Genomic DNA, 16218 nt, shown 5'->3' on the forward strand with positions numbered 1-16218 from the left:
CGGCACCTCCCCAGACCGGGAACGGTAGCGGGCCGGCAGACCGGCGCGGCACCCGCTCCGGCGGTCCGCCTTTGCACGTAACTACGTAAGTTCGTACTATCGAACTATGGCGGAGATCGAGGAGCGGCTCAGCGCGCTGGAGGCGCAGGTCGCCGCCCTGACGGAGCACCTCGGGGCGGAACCGCCCCCGGCCGAGGCGCCCACGGCGACCGGCGACGTCTTCTGGGCGCTCGACGGGCTGAAGCAGCGGATCCCGCCCGACGGCGGGGGCGCGGTGCTCTACACCGGCACTGTCCGCCTCGGCGACCAGCACTACGACTGGCAACACGGCCTCATGGTCGACGACGTGCTCGCCGGCGACTGGACGGAACTGGCCGGCGCGCTGACCGCCCTTGCGCACCCGGTGCGGCTGCGCCTGCTGCGGGAGATCCTCGGCGGCCGGCACGGCACCGGCGAGCTGGCCGAGATCGAGGGCCTCGGCACCACCGGCCAGTTGCACCACCACCTGCGCCAGCTCACCGCCGCCGGCTGGCTGCGCAGCGCCGGTCGGGGCCACTACGCCGTCCCGGCCGAGCGGGTCGTGCCGCTGCTGGCCATCCTCACCGCCGCCCGCCGCTGACCCACCCCGACGGAGGGAGCACCATGCCGCCCTGGCGGCGACTGACCTCGGCGACGTTCTCCGCACTCCTGGCGGCCCTGGCCATCGTGATCCTCACCCCCTAACCCCACCCCGCCCGCCCTGACCCAGGACGGTGATCATGAGGTTGGCGGGGGGAAATGCCGGAGTCCGCGCCGCCAACCTCATGATCGACGCCGAGGGTCGGGGCGGGTGCGGCTCTGCTCGGGGGTCGGGTGGGAGGGGGCGACGGTGGTGGGTGCCGTTTCGCGACGCGCTGTCGCAGATGCTCATGACCTTCACAAGCTGCACCCGGGCGCCGGTCCGGCCGGGAGCGCCCCGTGCCGGGACGCGGTACCCGGCTCACTCGGCGATCGGCAGCACTACCTCGTTGTGGCGCAGGAACCACGGCTTCCACGGCGGATCGAAGCGCGCGTACCGGACCGCGCCGGTGGGGCGCAGCCCGGCCGCGGTGACCGCCCGGCCCAGCGCGGTCGCCCGTTGGTCGAACGCCCGGGCCGTCCAGCGGCCCGCGAATCGCGTCGCGGCGGCGAGCTGCTCCGGGACCACCCGGGTGCGCACCCGGGGGTCCGCCGGCTCGGGCAGCGTGTCGGCGGTGAGGCCCGCCGGCATCACGAGCCACACCAGCCAGTGGCCCGGCCGGTCCCCCTCCTCCTGCACGAACGGGGCCGTGATCGCGATCGTCTGCGGGCCCGTCTCCCCGGCGGTCGCCCGCCGCGCGCGGTTGGCACCGCGCAGGTACGCGCCCAGCGGCCGGAAGGCGTCCCGGGCGGCCTGCTCGAACGCGCCCTCCGCCCGCACCTCGGCGACCAGGTGGGCCGGGTAGCGGCGCAGCTCGAAGCCGGGGTGCCGGGCCACCACCCGGTACGGCTGCTGCTCGGTCATCGCGCGCTCCCCGTGCCCCGGGCCCCGTCGGAAGCAACGCTACCGGCCCTCGACCTCCGGCTCAGCCGAAGTCGCGTCCTCCGGCCGGGGGCGCGGGGCGGCACGGGTCAGCCGCCAGTACTGCCGCCGGCCGTCGTCGCGGAGCACCACCCCGGTGCGGCCCAGTTCGCCGCGCAGCTCCCGGGCCTCGCCGCCCCGGTCGGCGTCGAGGGCCCGCTGCCGGGCCCGCAGCAGCGCGTCCGCGCCGGTCGGCAGCCCCGGCAGGCCCGGCACCCACCGCCGGTACGCGTCCCGGTGCGGGTCGCCGTCGGTCCACGGCCAGCCGTGCGCGCGGAAGGCGTCGCGCAGCCGGTCGACGACCAGGTCCGACCGCTCCCGGACCAGTTCCTCGTCGTCCGCGCCGAGCAGCACCAGGTCCTTGCCGTCGACGAAGACGGCGTGCACCGCTCGCCGCCCGACCTGCCGGGTCGTGCGGTCGCGGCGCAGCCGGACCCGTTCGGTGTCGACGGTGACGGCGAGCCGTTCGGCGGTGCCGACGGCGGCGACCAGCAGGCCGCCCAGCGTGCCGACGGCCAGCCCGCCGATGCCGGCCTGCGGGTCCGGCAGCCGGGCGACCAGCTCGAACAGGTCCTGCGCGGGAGCCCAGGACAGCCCGGCGACCCACTCCGCGCCGGCGACGAGCAGCCATCCGGCGCCCGCGCCGAGGGCCGGGAACCCGCCCCAGAGGATCGCCAGTTCCGCCGCGCCGCCGTCGACGACGGTGGGCGCACCGTAGCCGTCCACCGTCAGGACACCTCGCGCCGCAGCGTGCGGACCAGCCCCGCGACCAGCGGCACGGCCAGCCAGACCAGCAGCGACACGGCGAACCGTCCCCACTGCCCGGCGGTCACGTCGGGCGTGAGCAGCGGCTCCATGGTCCGGCCCGTGTCCAGCCAGCCCGCCGGGCCGCGCAGCGGCCGGATCATCTCGCCGAGGATCGACCAGACGGTCGGCAGCAGCAGGTAGCCGACGATCGCCAGCGGGGTGTTGAGCAGCAGCAGGCCGAAGCCGGCCCCCATCAGCACGTTTGCCACCTGGAGCGCCACGGCGTGCAGCACCAGGGTCCACTCCAGGCGCCAGGTGCCCGCGCCGCCGGTGGCCCCGGCGACCAGCGTGCCGGCGGCGGCCACGCCGAGGCTCACCAGCACCGACGCCAGGGCCGCCAGCACCATCGCGACCAGCTTCGCGACGATCACCCGGCCCCGCCGGGGCACCAGGGCGAACGTGGTGAGCGCCGTGCGCTGGGACCACTCCCCGGTGATCGACAGGATGCCCAGCACGGGCAGCAGCAGGCCGATCGGCAGCATCGAGGGGACGAAGAAGTTGGGGAAGGTCTGCGCGGCGTCGTCCGACCAGATCAACTGGACCACCACGAGGGCGGCGGCGAGCAGCCCGATGGTGATCAGCAGCCAGAGCCCGGCCCGGGTGTCGACGAGCTTGCGCAGCTCCACGCCGGTGAGCCGGAGCAGCGACGGCCGGCGTACGCCGGATTGGCGCTGGGGCGCGGCGGTGGCGGGCGGGCTGGCGGTGGTGGCGGTGGTCATCGGACGGCCTCCTGGGTCGACGCGCCGGCGGTCAGGGTGAGGAAGAGCTGTTCCAGGCCGCCGCTGCCGGCCGACCGCAGTTCGGTGAGGGCGACGCCGGCGTCGGCGGCGGCCTGCCCGACCGCCTCGGCGTCGGCGCGGACCAGCAGCCCCTCGGCGCCCTCGGTGGCCGCCAGCCCGGCCCGCTCCAACGCGCCGCGCAGCGCGCCGCCGTCGCGGGCCCGCACCAGCGTCCCGCCGCCGGCCAGCAACTCGGCCTTGTCGCCCTGGGCCACGATCCGGCCGCCCCCGATGACCACCAGCCGGTCCGCGACCGCCTCCACCTCGCGCAACAGGTGGGAGGAGAGCAGCACGGTGCCGCCCCGGTCGGCGAAGTCGCGCAGCAGGCCGCGCATCCAGAAGATCCCCTCCGGGTCCAGGCCGTTGGCCGGCTCGTCGAGGATCAGCACCCGGGGGTCGCCCAGCAGCGCGTGCGCGAGGCCGAGCCGCTGCCGCATCCCCAACGAGTACGCCCGGAGGCGGCGCTTCGCCGCGACCTCGTTCAGCCCGACCAGGTCGAGCTTGGTGGCGACCTGCCGGCGGTCCACGCCCATGGTCGCCGCGGCCACGGTCAGCGCCTCCCGCCCGGTGCGCCCGGCGTGCTGGGCCGAGGCGTCCAGCAGCACGCCCACCTCCCGCCCGGGGTTGGGCAGCTCCCGGTACGGCCGGCCGCCGACCGTCGCGCCGCCGCCGCTGGGCGGGGTGAGCCCGCAGATCATCCGCATGGTGGTGGACTTGCCGGCGCCGTTCGGTCCCAGGAAGCCGGTGACGGTGCCCGGCTCGCAGCGGAACGACACGTCGTCGACGGCGGTGTGCCGCCCGTACCGTTTGGTGAGGTGTTCCACGCTGATCATGCCGGCCACGCTGCCGGAGCCACCCGGTCGCGCGCTGCGGCCGACGGTCTCGTCCGGCGGCTACCTTGGTCGACGCCAGGGTCTCGACTTTGGTAGCTGGTCGGCCCGCCGGGCGGCTGCCTAGCATGGTCGCGTGACCAGTGCCGCCGTACCGGAGCACCCCTGGCTGCTGCCGGGGGCGCTGAGCGTCGATCCGGCGGCGCGGGTGGGGCGGGGGCCGCGTCGCACCACCCGCGACTGGGTGGTGGACGGCTTCTGCTTCCTGCTCTCCCTCGGCTGGGTCCTGCTCGCCACGGCCGACGCGGCCTCCGCCGACCCGGAGTTCGCCACGCCGCTGCCGCAGCGCTGGATGGTTCCGGCCGACGCCCTGCTCGGGCTCGCCTGCTGCGCGCTGATCTGGCTGCGGCGCCGGTGGCCGGTGGGGCTCGCCGTCGCGACCGTGCCGCTGACCCTGTTCTCGATGGCGGCGGCGATCCCGCTGCTGATCATCTACTTCACCGTGGTGGTGCACCGGCGCACGGCCGTCGCGCTGGGACTGACCGCCGCCGGCCTGGTCACCAACTTCGCCTTCAGCTACCTGCGCCCGGACCCGCAGATGCCGTACTGGGCGACCACCGTCTGGGGGGTGGTGCTCAGCCTCTCCGTGCTGGCGTGGGGGATGTTCGTCCGTGCCCGGCGGCAGCTCGTCGTGTCGCTGCGCGAGCGCGCCGAGCGGGCCGAGACGGAGCAGCAGTTGCGGGTGGCGCAGGCCCGGCACCTGGAGCGCACCCGGATCGCCCGCGAGATGCACGACGTGCTGGCACACCGGATCTCGCTGCTCAGCCTGCACGCCGGCGCGCTGGAGTTCCGGCCGGACGCGCCGCCGGAGGAGGTGGCGCGGGCCGCCGGGGTGATCCGGGGCAGCGCCCACGCCGCGTTGCAGGATCTGCGCGAGGTGATCGGGGTGCTCCGCGCGGAGAGCACCGCCGAGGGGGATCCCGAGCGCCCGCAGCCCACCCTGGGCGATCTGCCGGCGCTCGTCGAGGAGTCCCGGTCGGCCGGGGCGCGGATCGGCGTCCGCGAGGTGGTCACCTCGGCGGAGCGGGTGCCCGCGGCGGTGGGGCGCAGCGTCTACCGGATCGTGCAGGAGGGGCTCACCAATGCCCGCAAGCACGCCGCCGGCGCGGCGGTCACCGTCGACGTGGCCGGCGCCCCCGGCGACGGGCTGACCGTGGAGATCCGCAACCGGTGGCCCGTCGGCGGCATCGCCGGCCCGGAGATCCCCGGCGCGGGCACCGGCCTGGTCGGCATCGCCGAGCGGGTCAGCCTGGCCGGTGGCCGGCTGGAGTACGGGCGGGACGACACGGGCGACTTCCGGCTGGCCGCCTGGCTGCCGTGGCCGGCGTGAGCGGGCCGGGTTCCGACCCCGGCCGGCCGGTGCGGGTGCTGCTCGTCGACGACGACGCGCTGGTGCGGGCCGGCCTGTCGATGATCCTCGGCGGGGTGCCGGACCTGCTCGTGGTCGGGGAGGCCGCCGACGGCAGCGAGGTGCCCGCCGCCGTGGCCGCCTGCGCGCCGGACGTGGTGCTGATGGACATCCGGATGCCCCGGCTCGACGGTCTCGCGGCCACCGAGGCGCTGCGCGCGTCGCCCGACCCGCCCGAGGTGCTGGTGCTGACCACCTTCGACGCCGACGAGCAGGTGCTCCGGGCGTTGCGGGCCGGGGCCGGCGGCTTCCTGCTCAAGGACACCCCGCCGGCCGAGATCGTGCGGGCGGTGCGCCGGGTGGCGGCGGGCGAGGCGACGCTCTCCCCGGCGGTGACCCGCCGGCTGATCGACCACGTGACCGCGCCGGGCGCGGCGGGCGGCCCCGACCCGCGCCGGGAGCGGGCGCTGCGGCAGCTCGCCGGGCTCAGCGACCGGGAGCGCGAGGTCGCGGTCGCGCTCGGGCAGGGCCGGACGAACGCCGAGATCGCCGCCGAGCTGTTCATGAGCGTCGCGACAGTCAAGGCGTACGTGTCGCGGCTGCTGGTGAAGCTCGGCCTGAACAACCGGGTCCAGGTCGCCCTGCTGGTGCACGACGCCGGCCTCGTCTGAGGCGCGATTGAACCTTCCGGGGGCGGGGGCCGTACCAGTCGCCGAGGATGCGGTGCGGCGGGTCAGCCGCACCGCTGCCGGAGCCGCGGGAGGCCTGCCGTGCGGGTTGGTGAGCAGTCGACGGATCCCATCGACCAGATCCTGGGCGAGGTGCCGGTGCCAGCGCCCCTGACGCCCGAGGACGTCCGGCTCGCGGTCCGGGCGGTGGTGGTGCACGCCGCGGAGGAGTGGCCGGCCGGGCCGCTGTGCCGCAACGACGGCGCGACGTACCCGTGCCGGCTGCACCGCTGGGGCCGGCAGGTGCTGACGCGGCACGGGCTCAACGAGCGGCAGATCGACGCCCTGGTGCGGCACGGCAACCCCTTCGTGCACGTGCCGTTCCCGTTCACGGTGACCGGCCCCGCGCCGGCCAGCCGCGCAGCACGTGGCACCGGCGGGCACCCGGGCGGCCCGCGCGCGGTCGCGCCCGGCGCCCGTCCCGCCGGCCCCGCCCGGCCGGTGGCTCCCCCCGCCCCCGCTCCGCGCTGGCCCCGGGCGAGCTGAGCGGGTCCGTCCGCCGGCGGGACCGCCGGTCCCCGGCACGTCGGGCGGAGGTACGTCCGCTCGGCGGGACCCGGGCACACGACGCCGGCCCGGTGCGCGGGGTGGCACCCCGCGCACCGGACCCGCGTCGTCGTTCGCCCGGCTCGGCGTGGCCTGTCCGGCCGGTTCGGCGTGGCCTGTCCGGACCGGTTCGGCGTGGCCTGTCCGGCCGGTTCGGCGTGGCCGGCCGGCTCAGTCGCGGCCGGCGCCGATGCCGCAGTCCGGCGCGGACCAGCTGGTGGTGTTCGGGGTGTCGTCGCTGTTGTTCTCCCGCCGCGAGTCCACGTGCACGTGGTCGTCGTGGTCCGGGTAACCGGGGCCGTAGATCCCGCTGAAGCCCCGGTTGCGGGCGTCGCGGGCGATCTGGCACAGCGAGCTGGTGCGCGACACCACGTCGGCGGCGTTGCCGTAGAGATGCTGGCTGTCGGACGCCCCGCCGACCCGGTCGTTGCAGGTGCGGCTGCGGAAACCGCTGCTGACGAGGAGGGGCTTGTCGCCGAGGCTGCGTCGCATCGCCTCCAGCTTCCACATCGTGCGCAGCGCGTTCTGCCGGGTCTGCGCGGCGGAGAGCGGACCGCCGCTCCAGCCCCCGCGACCGCAGCCGTCGTCCATCTCGCTGTAGCTGAAGTGCCGTGGCGTGCAGTCGTTGTCCTGGAGGTCGTAGAGCTTGCCGTACGTCTGCGGTCCGGCGATGCCGTCGGCGCGCAGCCCGTACGCGGCCTGGAACCGCTTGACCGCGGCGGCGGTCTTCGGTCCGTAGCGGCCGTCGTTCTCCACGATGTCCCGGTTGCCGGCCCACCCGGCGACCCGGATCTGCAACTGGCGGACGTCGTCGCCGGAGCGCCCCTGGTAGAGGTTGCGCTTCCACGTGTAGCAGCCGTCGGCGTGGGCCGCTGGCGCGGCGACCACCGTGGCGACAGCGGCTGCCGGCAACGCCAGGGCGAATGCGACAGCGGCCCGTTTCAGGGTGTTAACGCGCACAGAAGTCCTCCCGATAGGAGTGGGAATGGGGTGGCATCCGGGACATCGGCCTGCCCGTCCCGCATTTCCACAGTGGCAGGCCGGCGGGTGGTTCGCGGCGATTAACAAGAATTGTCCTCACGATTCGCCGTTCCTGGGCGTTGCCTGGGCATTACGCGAATTGCTAATCGCCCATTGACCGGCAACAGGCCACAGGAGAGCGCGAACGGCGCGCAAAGCCGCAGGTCGGCACGCGCCGGGTGATGTTCTCCCGCCGGCCCGACCCGGTAACGTCAGCGCCGGCGGGACCGGGGGAGGGGGCGGCATGGCACGCGGTGGCGTCTTCTGCATCGAGGGCCAGTGGCACCGCGACCTCAACGAGCGCGGCTCCGTCCTGCCCACCCTGGAACTGCTCGAACGGCTCGGAAAGATCCGGTTCATCCACAAGGACGCGGCCACCCGCGACGAACTCTTCTACTTCGTCGACCGCTGGCTGCTCAAGCAGTACGCCGACCACCGGGTCGGCTTCTTCGCCATGCACGGCGAGCCGAGCCGGCTCTGCCTCACCGACTGGGAATCGGTGGCGCTCGCCGACGTCGCCGAGCTGATGGCGGGTCGCTGCGAGGGCCGGCGGCTCTATTTCGGCAGCTGTTCGGTGCTGCGCGCCTCCGACGCGGTGCTGCGGGACTTCCTCGACGCCACCGGAGCGGCCCTGATCTGCGGATACACCCGGGAGGTGGACTGGGTCGAGTCGGCCGCCTTCGAGACCGTCCTGCTCGACGTGCTGGCCAACGGGCAGCGCCACAACGCCGCCGAGCTGCGGATGGGCTCCGCGCACTGGGCGCCCCTCGCCTCGTACCTCGGCTTCCGGGTGATCTACGCCAACGGCCGCGCCTGGCGGCCCTCCGTCCGCCCCCGGGTGCCGGCCCAGCCCGCCGCCGGCCGCGCCGCCCCGCGGCCCCGCTGAGACCGCCGCGCCGCCGCACCATCCCGGTGTGCGTCGGGCCGTTCCGTCCGGTGCGGTCGCCGGGCGACGGGCGCCCTGGTAGGAACGAACGATGGCACGCAGCATCGCGACGAACACCCGGGTCGACCGGGCCGGGCTGACCGAGTTCCTCCGGCCGCGGCACCGGGTGGTGCTCATGACCACCCGCGCCGACGGTCGGCCGCAGTCGTCCCCGGTTTCCGCCGGGGTGGACGGCGAGGGCCGGTTGGTGATCTCCACCTATCCCGAGCGGGCCAAGGTCGCCAACATCCGCCGCGACCCACGGGTGTCGGCGTGCGTGCTCTCCGACGACTGGAACGGCCCGTGGGTGCAGCTCGACGGCACCGCCGAGGTGCTGGACCTGCCGGCGGCGCTGGAACCTCTCGTGGAGTACTTCCGCTGCATCTCGGGCGAGCACCCGGACTGGGACGAGTACCGGGCGGCGATGGTCCGCCAGGGCAAGTCGCTGATCAGGGTCACCATCGACGCCTGGGGCCCGATCGCCACCGGCGGCTTCCCCGCCCGCCTCGCCGACTGATCCGGCGCCCACGGCACCGCCGGCCGCCCCGCGCCGCTCAGTACGCGGCGGTGAAGCGGGCGTTCTCGTGGCGCGGCTGTTCGATCTCGTCCACGATCGCCACCGCCAGGTCCTCGTAGCTGAGCACCGAGCGGCCCTCGTGGTCGGTCACCGGCTGGTCGCCGCCGGTGCGGTAGTGCCCGGTGCGCTCGCCCGGGTGGAACTCCAGCGGCGGCGGCGAGACGTACGTCCAGGTCACCCCGTCGGCCGAGGAGCGGTAGAAGTCGAGGGCCTCGGCCTGCCCGCGCGCCGCCTCGCGGTACTCCTCGGGGAAGTCCGGCTCGTCGAGGAAGCGGGTGCCCTTCGGGGTGAGCAGGGTCGAACCGCCGCCCACGTGGATGATCCGGGGCGCTGCCGGCATGCCACGCAGCGCGCCGACCAGGTTGCGCGCCGCGTCGAGCCAGAGGTCGTGTTCGCCACCGCCGATCGCCACCACCATGGCGTCCGTGTCGGGCGCCAGTTCGCGTACGCTCCGCTCGCTGGTGGCGTCCCCGGTGACCACCGTGACCGCCGGCGGCAGGTACGAGGTGGCCTCCGGCCGGCGTACCGCCGCGGTGACCCGGTGCCCCCGGCCGACCGCCTCGGCGGCGATCCGCGACCCCGCGGTGCCACCCGCGCCGAACACGACGATGTTGCTCATGGCCGACCGCCTCCCGTCCTGCCCGACCTGGTCCGCCTCCAGGCTATTGACCTCCCCGACCGGCCGGTGCCGTTACCGCGATCCCGGCCGTCGCGGGCGAGGCGCGCCCGGGCTCAGTCGACCAGGGCGGAGTAGACGAGCTGCCGCAGCTGCGGCCGGATCGGGTAGGTGCTCGACGGCATGAGCTGGGTGAAGAACAGGGCCGTGACCTCCTCGGCCGGGTCGACCCAGAAGGCCGTGCTCGCCACGCCGCCCCAGTAGTACTCGCCGGGGCTGCTCGGCACCCGGCTCGGCACGGGGTCGTCGACCACGGCGAAGCCGAGCCCGAAGCCGATCCCGTCGAGGGTGGTCTCGGCGAAGCCGCCGGTGGAGAGGGTCTCCAGGTCCTGCCCGCCGGGCAGGTGGTTGCGGGTCATGAAGCGCACCGTGCGCGGCCCCAGCAGGCGTGCCCCGTCCAGCTCGCCGCCGCGCAGCAGCATCTGGGTGAACCGGTGGTAGTCGGCGGCGCTGGAGATCAGGCCGCCGCCACCGGAGAGCAGCAGCGGCTTCTCGTACGCCAGGGCGCCCAGCTTGTCGTAGCGGAACGCGCGGCCGGTGCGCGGGTCGGGCGCGTAGAGGGCGGCGAGCCGGTCGGCGGTGTCGCCCTCGGCCCACCAGTGCGTGTCGGTCATGCCCAGCGGGCGGAAGATCCGGTCGGCGAAGAAGGCGTCGAGGCTCTGCCCGGAGACCACCTCCACGAGCCGGCCGAGCACGTCGGTGGCGACGGAGTAGCCCCACGCGGTGCCGGGCTGGAACAGCAGCGGCAGCTCGCCGAACGCCTGGCAGGCCGTCGCCAGGTCGACGTCCGCCGGCGGGTACAGGTCGTAGCCGGCGGCCCGGTAGATGCCGTCGACCACCGAGGTCTGCATGAAGCCGTACGTCAGGCCGGCGGTGTGGGTGAGCAGGTGCCACACCCGGATCGGCTCGACCGCCGGCACCGTGAAGGGCTTGAGCGCCGAGCCCTTGGAGTAGACCCGCAGGTCCGCGAACTCGGGCAGCCACCGGCTGATCTCGTCGGTCAGCTCGAAGCGGCCCTCCTCCCACAGGATCATGGCGGCGACGGAGGTGACGGGCTTGGTCATCGAGTAGATGCGCCAGAGCGTGTCCGCCTCGACGGGCCTGCCCGCCTCCGCGTCGCGCAGCCCGTACGTCGACGAGTGGGCGATCTCGCCGCGCCGCGTGACCAGCACCTGGAAACCGGCGAGGCGGCCGTCGTCGACGTACCTGCCGAAGTGCTCGTCGATGCGCGCCAACCGCGCCGGGTCGAAGCCGATCTGGTCCGGGTCGATGCTGCGTGCCACACTCACGTCGCCGAAACTACTAGCCGGTACGCCTCGCCGGAAGGGGCAGCCCGCCGTTGTCCCACCCCCTCGATAGCCTGGTCCGATGCCCGAGCTGACCGAGGACGAGACCTTCCGCAACGAGGACTGGTATGCCGAGGAGCTGGTGGACCGGCACTTCGTCCGCTGCACGTTCTTCGACGTCGACCTGTCCGAGGCGGTGAGCCGGGGCGCGGTCTTCGACGGCTGCACCTTCGGCAACACGCGCTTCAACTCCTCCCGGCACACCGACTCGGCCTTCACCCGCTGCACCTTCCAGCGGTGCAACCTCTTCGAGGCGGAGTTCACCGGCTGCAAGCTCGTGGGCAGCACCTTCGTCCAGTGCGACCTGCGACCGCTGACGGTCGCCGGCGGCGACTGGTCGTTCGTCGCGCTGCCCGGCGCCGACCTGCGCGGGGTCCGCATCACCGACGTGCGGATGCGCGAGGCGGACCTGACCGGGGCCAACCTGACCGGGGCCACGGTGACCGGCGTCGACCTCTCCGCCGCGCAGCTGCACCGCTGCCGGCTGACCGGGGCCGACCTGCGTGGCAGCGACCTGACCGCGCTCGACCCGACGGCGGTGGAGCGGGCCGGGGCGATCGTCGACGCCGCGCAGGCCATGGTGATCGCGCAGGCGCTGGGCTTCGAGATCCGCTGAGGCAGCCGGGCGTCCCGGTCGCCTGCCGCGCCGGCGGCACCGACCCGAGACCACCGTCCCGGTCGATGTCCGCTACCGTCCGGTGACGAACTGGACACGCCCGTCCGTCCGGCGCGACGGACGAGGCGGTGCGGGCGCGGGCCGCCCACAACGGACGGCCGCGTCCGGCCGGGGCCGGTGGGGAGTGGAGGGCCGGTGGCGGAGGAAGACCTCACCCGACAGCACATCCGGCCGTCGGGACACGGCGATCCGGCAGCCCCGCCCGGGACACGGCATCCGCCCCTTCCGCAGGCCGGGCACACCCGCACCGGCCTGCGGCGGCTGGCCCGGGCACGGCAGCGCCGCCGGTGGGCCGTCGAGGGGATCGCCGTGGTCGCCTGCCTGGTCGCCCTCGTGTCGTACCTGACCGCCGGCGACCCCGAGCCGGGCGGGGAGACCGCCGGCGACGTACCGGCGGACGCCGGCCGGCCGAGCGGCTTCCCCGGGCTGGAGGGACGCGACCTCGACGCCGGCCTGGTCTCGCCCGGGCTGCGGCCCCGGCAGCGTCCGCCGAGTCCGTCCCCGACGCCACCGAAGCCATCGACGTCGGCACTGCCGGTGCGGGCGGTGCTCGCCGCCAGCATGGCCGAGGCGCCGGGCGAGGTCGACCTGACCACGGTGGGCCGCCGCGACTGGGTCCACTGGGGCCTGCGCGGCGCGGAGTCGACGGTCCGCAAGCGCGGCGGCTCCGGCGAGATCCGCGACGAGGGCGGCACCGGCCGGCGGGGCGGCTGGGACGACAACCAGGAGAGCTTCAGCTGGCGCGACGGCAGCCCGGTCGCGTCGGCGAGCGGCTCGCCGCACGGGGTCTACCGGTGCGGCGCCGGCAGCGGCTTCACGCTCGCGGTGGCCGCCGACGGCCAGGCGCGCACCGTCCGGCTGTACGGCGGGGTGTGGATGGCCCGGGGACGGCTGGACGCCCGCCTCTCCGTCGGCGGTCCGAGCCGGACCCTGCGGATCGAGGACCGGCACACCAGCCGGTCCACCGAGTTCACCATCCGGTTCCAGGCGCCGAAGGGCAGCCGGCTGGTGCTGACCTGGACGGTGGAGCAGGCGTTCAGCGACGACTGCGGCAATGTCGGCGTCCAGGCGGTCGCGCTGCGCTGACCCGGGCGCCCGGGCGGCCCCGTTCGCCCGGCGACCGGCCGCCGCCCGGAGTAGCGTGATCGCGACGACCGGGTGCGCGAGGGCGAACGGGAGGGCCGATGGGCGAGCAGGTGCTGGACAGCCCGCAGGGCTGGGTGGCCGACCACATCCGGCGGTACGTCGAGACCGGCGGCGCCGAGGGGCACGAGTGGCAGCCCGGGGTCTTCACGCTGCTGCTGACCACCCGGGGCCGGCGCAGCGGGAAGCTGCGGCGCACCGCGCTGATCTACGGCCGCGACGGCGACGCCTACCTGGTCGTCGCCTCGCAGGGCGGCGACCCGAAGCACCCGGCCTGGTACCTCAACCTGCTCGACGAGCCGCTGGTCGAGGTGCAGGTGGGCGCCGAGCGGTTCACCGCGCGGGCGCGTACCGCGACGGCGGGGGAGAAGCCGCGCATGTGGTCCACGATGGCCGCCATCTGGCCGGCGTACGACGAGTACCAGGAGAAGACCGACCGGGAGATCCCCGTCGTCGTGCTCGACCGCGTCTGAGCGGGGCGGGCCGCCGCCGTCGTTACCCCACGGGTAATCGACGCCGGGCACGCGCCGGCGGGAGACTCGGCGTACCGCCCCGGTCGTCCGGCCGGGCGGACCGGCTCCCGGGAGGCACCATGCCCGCGTTCGCGCTCGCCCACCTCTACGACACCCCGGCCCACGAGGACATCCTCACCTACATCGAGCGGATCCAGGCCACGCTGGACCCGTTCGGCGGCCGGTTCCGGGTGCACGGCGCCGAGGTGGAGGTCAGGGAGGGCGACTGGCCGGGCACCGTCGTCATCATCGAGTTCCCCGACCTGGACCGGGCCCGGGCCTGGTACGACTCGCCGGCGTACCAGGAGATCCTGCCGCTGCGCACCCGGCACATCCCGGGCGCGACGCTGATCGTCGACGGCGTCGCCGACGACTACGACCCCCGCCGGACGGCCGCCCGGCTGCGGGCGCGGGCGGCCGGCTGACCGGCGGCTCCGCCCGCTCGGCGGTCCCGCCCGGGCCGCCGTCCGGCGCCGGCGGGCGGGTCCGTGTCCACCCTGCGGGACAGTTTGTCCGTCGCGCCGCGTCGTGGCTGTCGTAACTTTCTGCTGTCCATCTCCGACCATCCCTTGTGGAGGACACACCGATGAGCAGCGTCACCACCCGCACCGTCCGTCCGACCGCCCCCAGGGGCGCCGGGGAGCCGTCCGGGGAGGTGCTCCGGGAGATCCCGCTGCCGCCGTACGTGACCGTCGAGGACGCTCAGTTCGCCGTGCGGGCGGTCGTGGTGCACGCGCCCCGGACCTGGTCCGGCGGGACGGTCTGCCGCAACGACGCCAGCCCGCACCCGTGCCGGCTGCACCGCTGGGGCGCCCGGGTGCTGGCGCAGCGAGGTCTGCGTCCCACCGAGATCGCCGCGCTGATCGAGCGCGGCGACCCGGCGGCCGAGCTGCCGCACCGCCCCGGCGCCTGAGTGCCGGCGGGGCCCCCGCACCGGGCCCCGCCGGCCGGTCAGCAGGCGTTCGGCTTGACCCAGGCGCACTCCAGGCCCTCCGGGACCCGGGGAACGTCGGGCGCCGTCGGGGCCGCGACCCGCGCGCCGGTCACGCCCCTGCCCGTGTACGAGGCCAGGGCGATCGCGATCTGGTCCTCCAGCGTCTTGACGGAGGAGGCCAGGTAGTTGTTGAGCAGGATCGAGAACGCCAGCACCCGCCCGTCGGCGTCGGTGACGTAGCCCGAGAGGCCGGAGACGCCGGTCAGGCTGCCGGTCTTGGCGTGCACGTTGCCCGCCGCCGCCGTGCCCCGCATCCGGCTGCGCAGCGTGCCGCCGACGAACCGGTCCGCCTCGCCGGCGACCGGCAGGGCCGCGTACCAGGTGTCGAACCAGGGCTCGTCGCGCACGGCGGTGAGCAGGTCCACGAACTCGTCGGCGGGGATCAGGTTGCGCCGGGAGAGCCCGGAGCCGTCGCGCTGGCGAAGCGTGCCGGTGTCCATCCCGGCGTCGGCGACGTACTCGCTGATCGCGGTCAGCCCGGCCGACCAGGTGCCGGAGCCGGAGAGCACCCGGCCGATCTCCTTGGTCAGCACCTCGGCGTGGCCGTTGTTGGACAGCTTGAGGAACGGCACCATCAGTTGGGCCAGGGGCATCGAGCGGTGCCGCGCCACCTCGGCCGCGCCCTCCGGGGTGGCCTCGCCGAGCACCGTCCGGCCGAGCACCCGTACGCCGTGCCGGCGCAGCGCCGACCGGAAGACGTCGGCGGCGTAGCCGGTGGGCTCCCAGACGCTGACCCAGTCGTTCGCCGGCGCGGCGCCGAGCGCGATCTGCCCGGTCACCACGACCGTGTTGCTGCCGTGCGCGCGCTCGAAGGAGACCGACGTCTCCCCGCCCGCGACCGTCTCGGCCCGGTTGTCGATCTTCAGGTACCGGGTGGCCGGGGTGGTGGTGACGACCGGACGCGCGCCGGCGGTCGCGCCGGGTGCGGCGTGGACGATGACGGTGCCCGCGTCGTAGTCGGTGTCCGGTGCCACGGTCAGGGCGGAGACCTGCGCGGCGTAGTAGTACGGCTCGTCGTCCCAGGTCCAGTCGGGGCCGAGGCGGGTGCTGTCGTAGCGGGTGTCGTCGGCCACCAGGTTGCCGGTGACGACCCGGACGCCCGCGGCGGCGACCCGCGCGGCCAGCGCGTCGTAGTCGGCGGCGAGCATGGTCGGGTCGCCGCCGCCGCGCAGGTAGAGGTTGCCGGAGACCAGGCCCGCCCGGCGGGCGCCGCTGGTCCGCACCTCGGTGCTGAAGTGGTGGCCCGGCCCGAGCAGTTCCAGCGCCGCCGCCGAGGTCAGCAGCTTGGTGTTGGAGGCGGGCACCAGGCGGCGGTCGCCGTTGCGGTGGTAGACCGTCTCTCCGGTTGTCGCGTCCTTGACCACCACCGAGGCCTGCGCCCCGGCCAGCCGGCTGTCGGCGAGGATCGCGTCGATGGTGGCGTTCAGCCGGGTCGCCGCGGGGGTCGGGGACTCGGCGGTGGCGGTGGGCGCGCCCGCCGTGGCCGCGGCGGCGACGAGTGCCGCCAGCGCGAGCGTCCGGGGGAAGAGACGACGATGCATGGGGTGATGCTGCCATGCAGGTATCTGCCAGAAAAGGGCGTCGATGGAAAGAAATTTTCCGTGGGCCCGGCGGCTGTGACCGGCGAGACGCTCCCGGCGGGCAGCCGGGCGGGCCCGCCCGTGTTGTACCC

The 16218-nt window shown here is 75.1% G+C and carries 19 protein-coding genes; 11 read left to right on the forward strand and 8 right to left on the reverse strand.

Annotated features, from left to right (window positions below):
- Positions 1-106 precede the first annotated feature (106 nt).
- Complete coding sequence (locus AC0OO9_RS20080) at positions 107-619, forward strand: ArsR/SmtB family transcription factor (RefSeq protein ID WP_484511563.1); 513 nt, start codon at positions 107-109, stop codon at positions 617-619.
- 360 nt (positions 620-979) lie between these two features.
- Here AC0OO9_RS20080 and AC0OO9_RS20085 read toward each other — a convergent pair whose 3' ends face one another.
- From AC0OO9_RS20085 to AC0OO9_RS20100, 4 genes are read right to left on the reverse strand one after another with little or no spacing between them, the layout of a single operon-like run.
- Positions 980-1522, reverse strand: a complete 543-nt coding sequence (locus AC0OO9_RS20085; RefSeq protein WP_484511565.1) for an SOUL family heme-binding protein — start codon at positions 1520-1522, stop codon at positions 980-982.
- A 39-nt stretch (positions 1523-1561) separates the two neighbouring features.
- Positions 1562-2305: a YqeB family protein gene (locus tag AC0OO9_RS20090; protein ID WP_484511567.1), complete on the reverse strand. Its 744-nt coding sequence runs from the start codon at positions 2303-2305 to the stop codon at positions 1562-1564.
- Positions 2306-2307: 2 nt separating this feature from the next.
- Positions 2308-3105, reverse strand: a complete 798-nt coding sequence (locus tag AC0OO9_RS20095; RefSeq protein ID WP_484511568.1) for an ABC-2 transporter permease — start codon at positions 3103-3105, stop codon at positions 2308-2310.
- On the reverse strand, positions 3102-3998 hold the full coding sequence (locus tag AC0OO9_RS20100) for an ABC transporter ATP-binding protein (protein ID WP_484511569.1): 897 nt from the start codon (positions 3996-3998) through the stop codon (positions 3102-3104). The genes AC0OO9_RS20095 and AC0OO9_RS20100 overlap by 4 nt, the downstream gene beginning before the upstream one ends.
- A 133-nt stretch (positions 3999-4131) precedes the next feature.
- Here AC0OO9_RS20100 and AC0OO9_RS20105 point away from each other — a divergent pair, with 133 nt between their 5' ends.
- The 3 genes from AC0OO9_RS20105 to AC0OO9_RS20115 all read left to right on the forward strand — a co-directional run bounded on the left by AC0OO9_RS20105 (position 4132) and on the right by AC0OO9_RS20115 (position 6617).
- On the forward strand, positions 4132-5385 hold the full coding sequence (locus tag AC0OO9_RS20105) for a sensor histidine kinase (protein WP_484511570.1): 1254 nt from the start codon (positions 4132-4134) through the stop codon (positions 5383-5385).
- A complete protein-coding gene (locus AC0OO9_RS20110) occupies positions 5364-6074 on the forward strand; it encodes a response regulator (protein ID WP_484517996.1) in 711 nt (236 codons plus the stop codon). The genes AC0OO9_RS20105 and AC0OO9_RS20110 overlap by 22 nt, the downstream gene beginning before the upstream one ends.
- A gap of 99 nt (positions 6075-6173) precedes the next feature.
- Entirely contained in the window at positions 6174-6617 is a 444-nt protein-coding gene (locus AC0OO9_RS20115) for a hypothetical protein (RefSeq protein WP_484511571.1), read from the forward strand.
- Positions 6618-6848: 231 nt separating this feature from the next.
- Here the strand turns inward: AC0OO9_RS20115 and AC0OO9_RS20120 are convergent, their stop codons facing one another.
- Positions 6849-7637, reverse strand: coding sequence for a D-Ala-D-Ala carboxypeptidase family metallohydrolase (locus tag AC0OO9_RS20120; RefSeq protein WP_484511572.1), 789 nt, complete (start codon positions 7635-7637; stop codon positions 6849-6851).
- 304 nt (positions 7638-7941) lie between these two features.
- On the opposite strand from AC0OO9_RS20120, the gene AC0OO9_RS20125 reads away from it, so the two are divergent.
- Both AC0OO9_RS20125 and AC0OO9_RS20130 read left to right on the forward strand, forming a co-directional pair.
- Positions 7942-8583 (forward strand): DUF6642 family protein, encoded by a 642-nt coding sequence (locus AC0OO9_RS20125; RefSeq protein WP_311412426.1) that lies wholly within the window; start codon positions 7942-7944, stop codon positions 8581-8583.
- Between the two features lie 91 nt (positions 8584-8674).
- Positions 8675-9139: a PPOX class F420-dependent oxidoreductase gene (locus AC0OO9_RS20130; RefSeq protein WP_425853862.1), complete on the forward strand. Its 465-nt coding sequence runs from the start codon at positions 8675-8677 to the stop codon at positions 9137-9139.
- 37 nt (positions 9140-9176) lie between these two features.
- On the opposite strand, the gene AC0OO9_RS20135 is transcribed toward AC0OO9_RS20130, so the two are convergent.
- Positions 9177-9818 (reverse strand): NAD(P)-dependent oxidoreductase, encoded by a 642-nt coding sequence (locus AC0OO9_RS20135; RefSeq protein WP_357579703.1) that lies wholly within the window; start codon positions 9816-9818, stop codon positions 9177-9179.
- A gap of 113 nt (positions 9819-9931) precedes the next feature.
- Positions 9932-11164, reverse strand: coding sequence for a serine hydrolase domain-containing protein (locus AC0OO9_RS20140; protein ID WP_484511575.1), 1233 nt, complete (start codon positions 11162-11164; stop codon positions 9932-9934).
- 79 nt (positions 11165-11243) lie between these two features.
- Here AC0OO9_RS20140 and AC0OO9_RS20145 point away from each other — a divergent pair, with 79 nt between their 5' ends.
- From AC0OO9_RS20145 to AC0OO9_RS20165, 5 genes are all read left to right on the forward strand, one after another.
- Positions 11244-11837, forward strand: a complete 594-nt coding sequence (locus AC0OO9_RS20145) for a pentapeptide repeat-containing protein (protein ID WP_484511576.1) — start codon at positions 11244-11246, stop codon at positions 11835-11837.
- Between the two features lie 195 nt (positions 11838-12032).
- Complete coding sequence (locus AC0OO9_RS20150) at positions 12033-12983, forward strand: hypothetical protein (protein WP_484511578.1); 951 nt, start codon at positions 12033-12035, stop codon at positions 12981-12983.
- 98 nt (positions 12984-13081) lie between these two features.
- Positions 13082-13513, forward strand: a complete 432-nt coding sequence (locus AC0OO9_RS20155; RefSeq protein ID WP_132233802.1) for a nitroreductase family deazaflavin-dependent oxidoreductase — start codon at positions 13082-13084, stop codon at positions 13511-13513.
- A gap of 119 nt (positions 13514-13632) precedes the next feature.
- Complete coding sequence (locus tag AC0OO9_RS20160; RefSeq protein ID WP_132233804.1) at positions 13633-13977, forward strand: DUF1330 domain-containing protein; 345 nt, start codon at positions 13633-13635, stop codon at positions 13975-13977.
- A gap of 161 nt (positions 13978-14138) precedes the next feature.
- On the forward strand, positions 14139-14465 hold the full coding sequence (locus tag AC0OO9_RS20165; RefSeq protein WP_484511580.1) for a hypothetical protein: 327 nt from the start codon (positions 14139-14141) through the stop codon (positions 14463-14465).
- 38 nt (positions 14466-14503) lie between these two features.
- Here AC0OO9_RS20165 and dacB read toward each other — a convergent pair whose 3' ends face one another.
- On the reverse strand, positions 14504-16087 hold the full coding sequence (gene dacB / locus AC0OO9_RS20170) for a D-alanyl-D-alanine carboxypeptidase/D-alanyl-D-alanine endopeptidase (RefSeq protein ID WP_484511581.1): 1584 nt from the start codon (positions 16085-16087) through the stop codon (positions 14504-14506).
- Positions 16088-16218: the final 131 nt, after the last annotated feature.

It is taken from the genome of Micromonospora sp. USAFONa4, from assembly GCF_057197825.1.

Excerpts from the sequence above, each read along its gene's own strand:
- AC0OO9_RS20080 (WP_484511563.1), top strand. The coding sequence starts at position 107 with ATGGCGGAGATCGAGGAGCGGCTCAGCGCGCTGGAGGCGCAGGTCGCC.
- AC0OO9_RS20085 (WP_484511565.1), bottom strand. The coding sequence starts at position 1,522 with ATGACCGAGCAGCAGCCGTACCGGGTGGTGGCCCGGCACCCCGGCTTC.
- AC0OO9_RS20095 (WP_484511568.1), bottom strand. The coding sequence starts at position 3,105 with ATGACCACCGCCACCACCGCCAGCCCGCCCGCCACCGCCGCGCCCCAG.
- AC0OO9_RS20100 (WP_484511569.1), bottom strand. The coding sequence starts at position 3,998 with ATGATCAGCGTGGAACACCTCACCAAACGGTACGGGCGGCACACCGCC.
- AC0OO9_RS20125 (WP_311412426.1), top strand. The coding sequence starts at position 7,942 with ATGGCACGCGGTGGCGTCTTCTGCATCGAGGGCCAGTGGCACCGCGAC.
- AC0OO9_RS20130 (WP_425853862.1), top strand. The coding sequence starts at position 8,675 with ATGGCACGCAGCATCGCGACGAACACCCGGGTCGACCGGGCCGGGCTG.
- AC0OO9_RS20135 (WP_357579703.1), bottom strand. The coding sequence starts at position 9,818 with ATGAGCAACATCGTCGTGTTCGGCGCGGGTGGCACCGCGGGGTCGCGG.
- AC0OO9_RS20145 (WP_484511576.1), top strand. The coding sequence starts at position 11,244 with ATGCCCGAGCTGACCGAGGACGAGACCTTCCGCAACGAGGACTGGTAT.
- AC0OO9_RS20155 (WP_132233802.1), top strand. The coding sequence starts at position 13,082 with ATGGGCGAGCAGGTGCTGGACAGCCCGCAGGGCTGGGTGGCCGACCAC.
- AC0OO9_RS20160 (WP_132233804.1), top strand. The coding sequence starts at position 13,633 with ATGCCCGCGTTCGCGCTCGCCCACCTCTACGACACCCCGGCCCACGAG.
- AC0OO9_RS20165 (WP_484511580.1), top strand. The coding sequence starts at position 14,139 with ATGAGCAGCGTCACCACCCGCACCGTCCGTCCGACCGCCCCCAGGGGC.
- dacB (WP_484511581.1), bottom strand. The coding sequence starts at position 16,087 with ATGCATCGTCGTCTCTTCCCCCGGACGCTCGCGCTGGCGGCACTCGTC.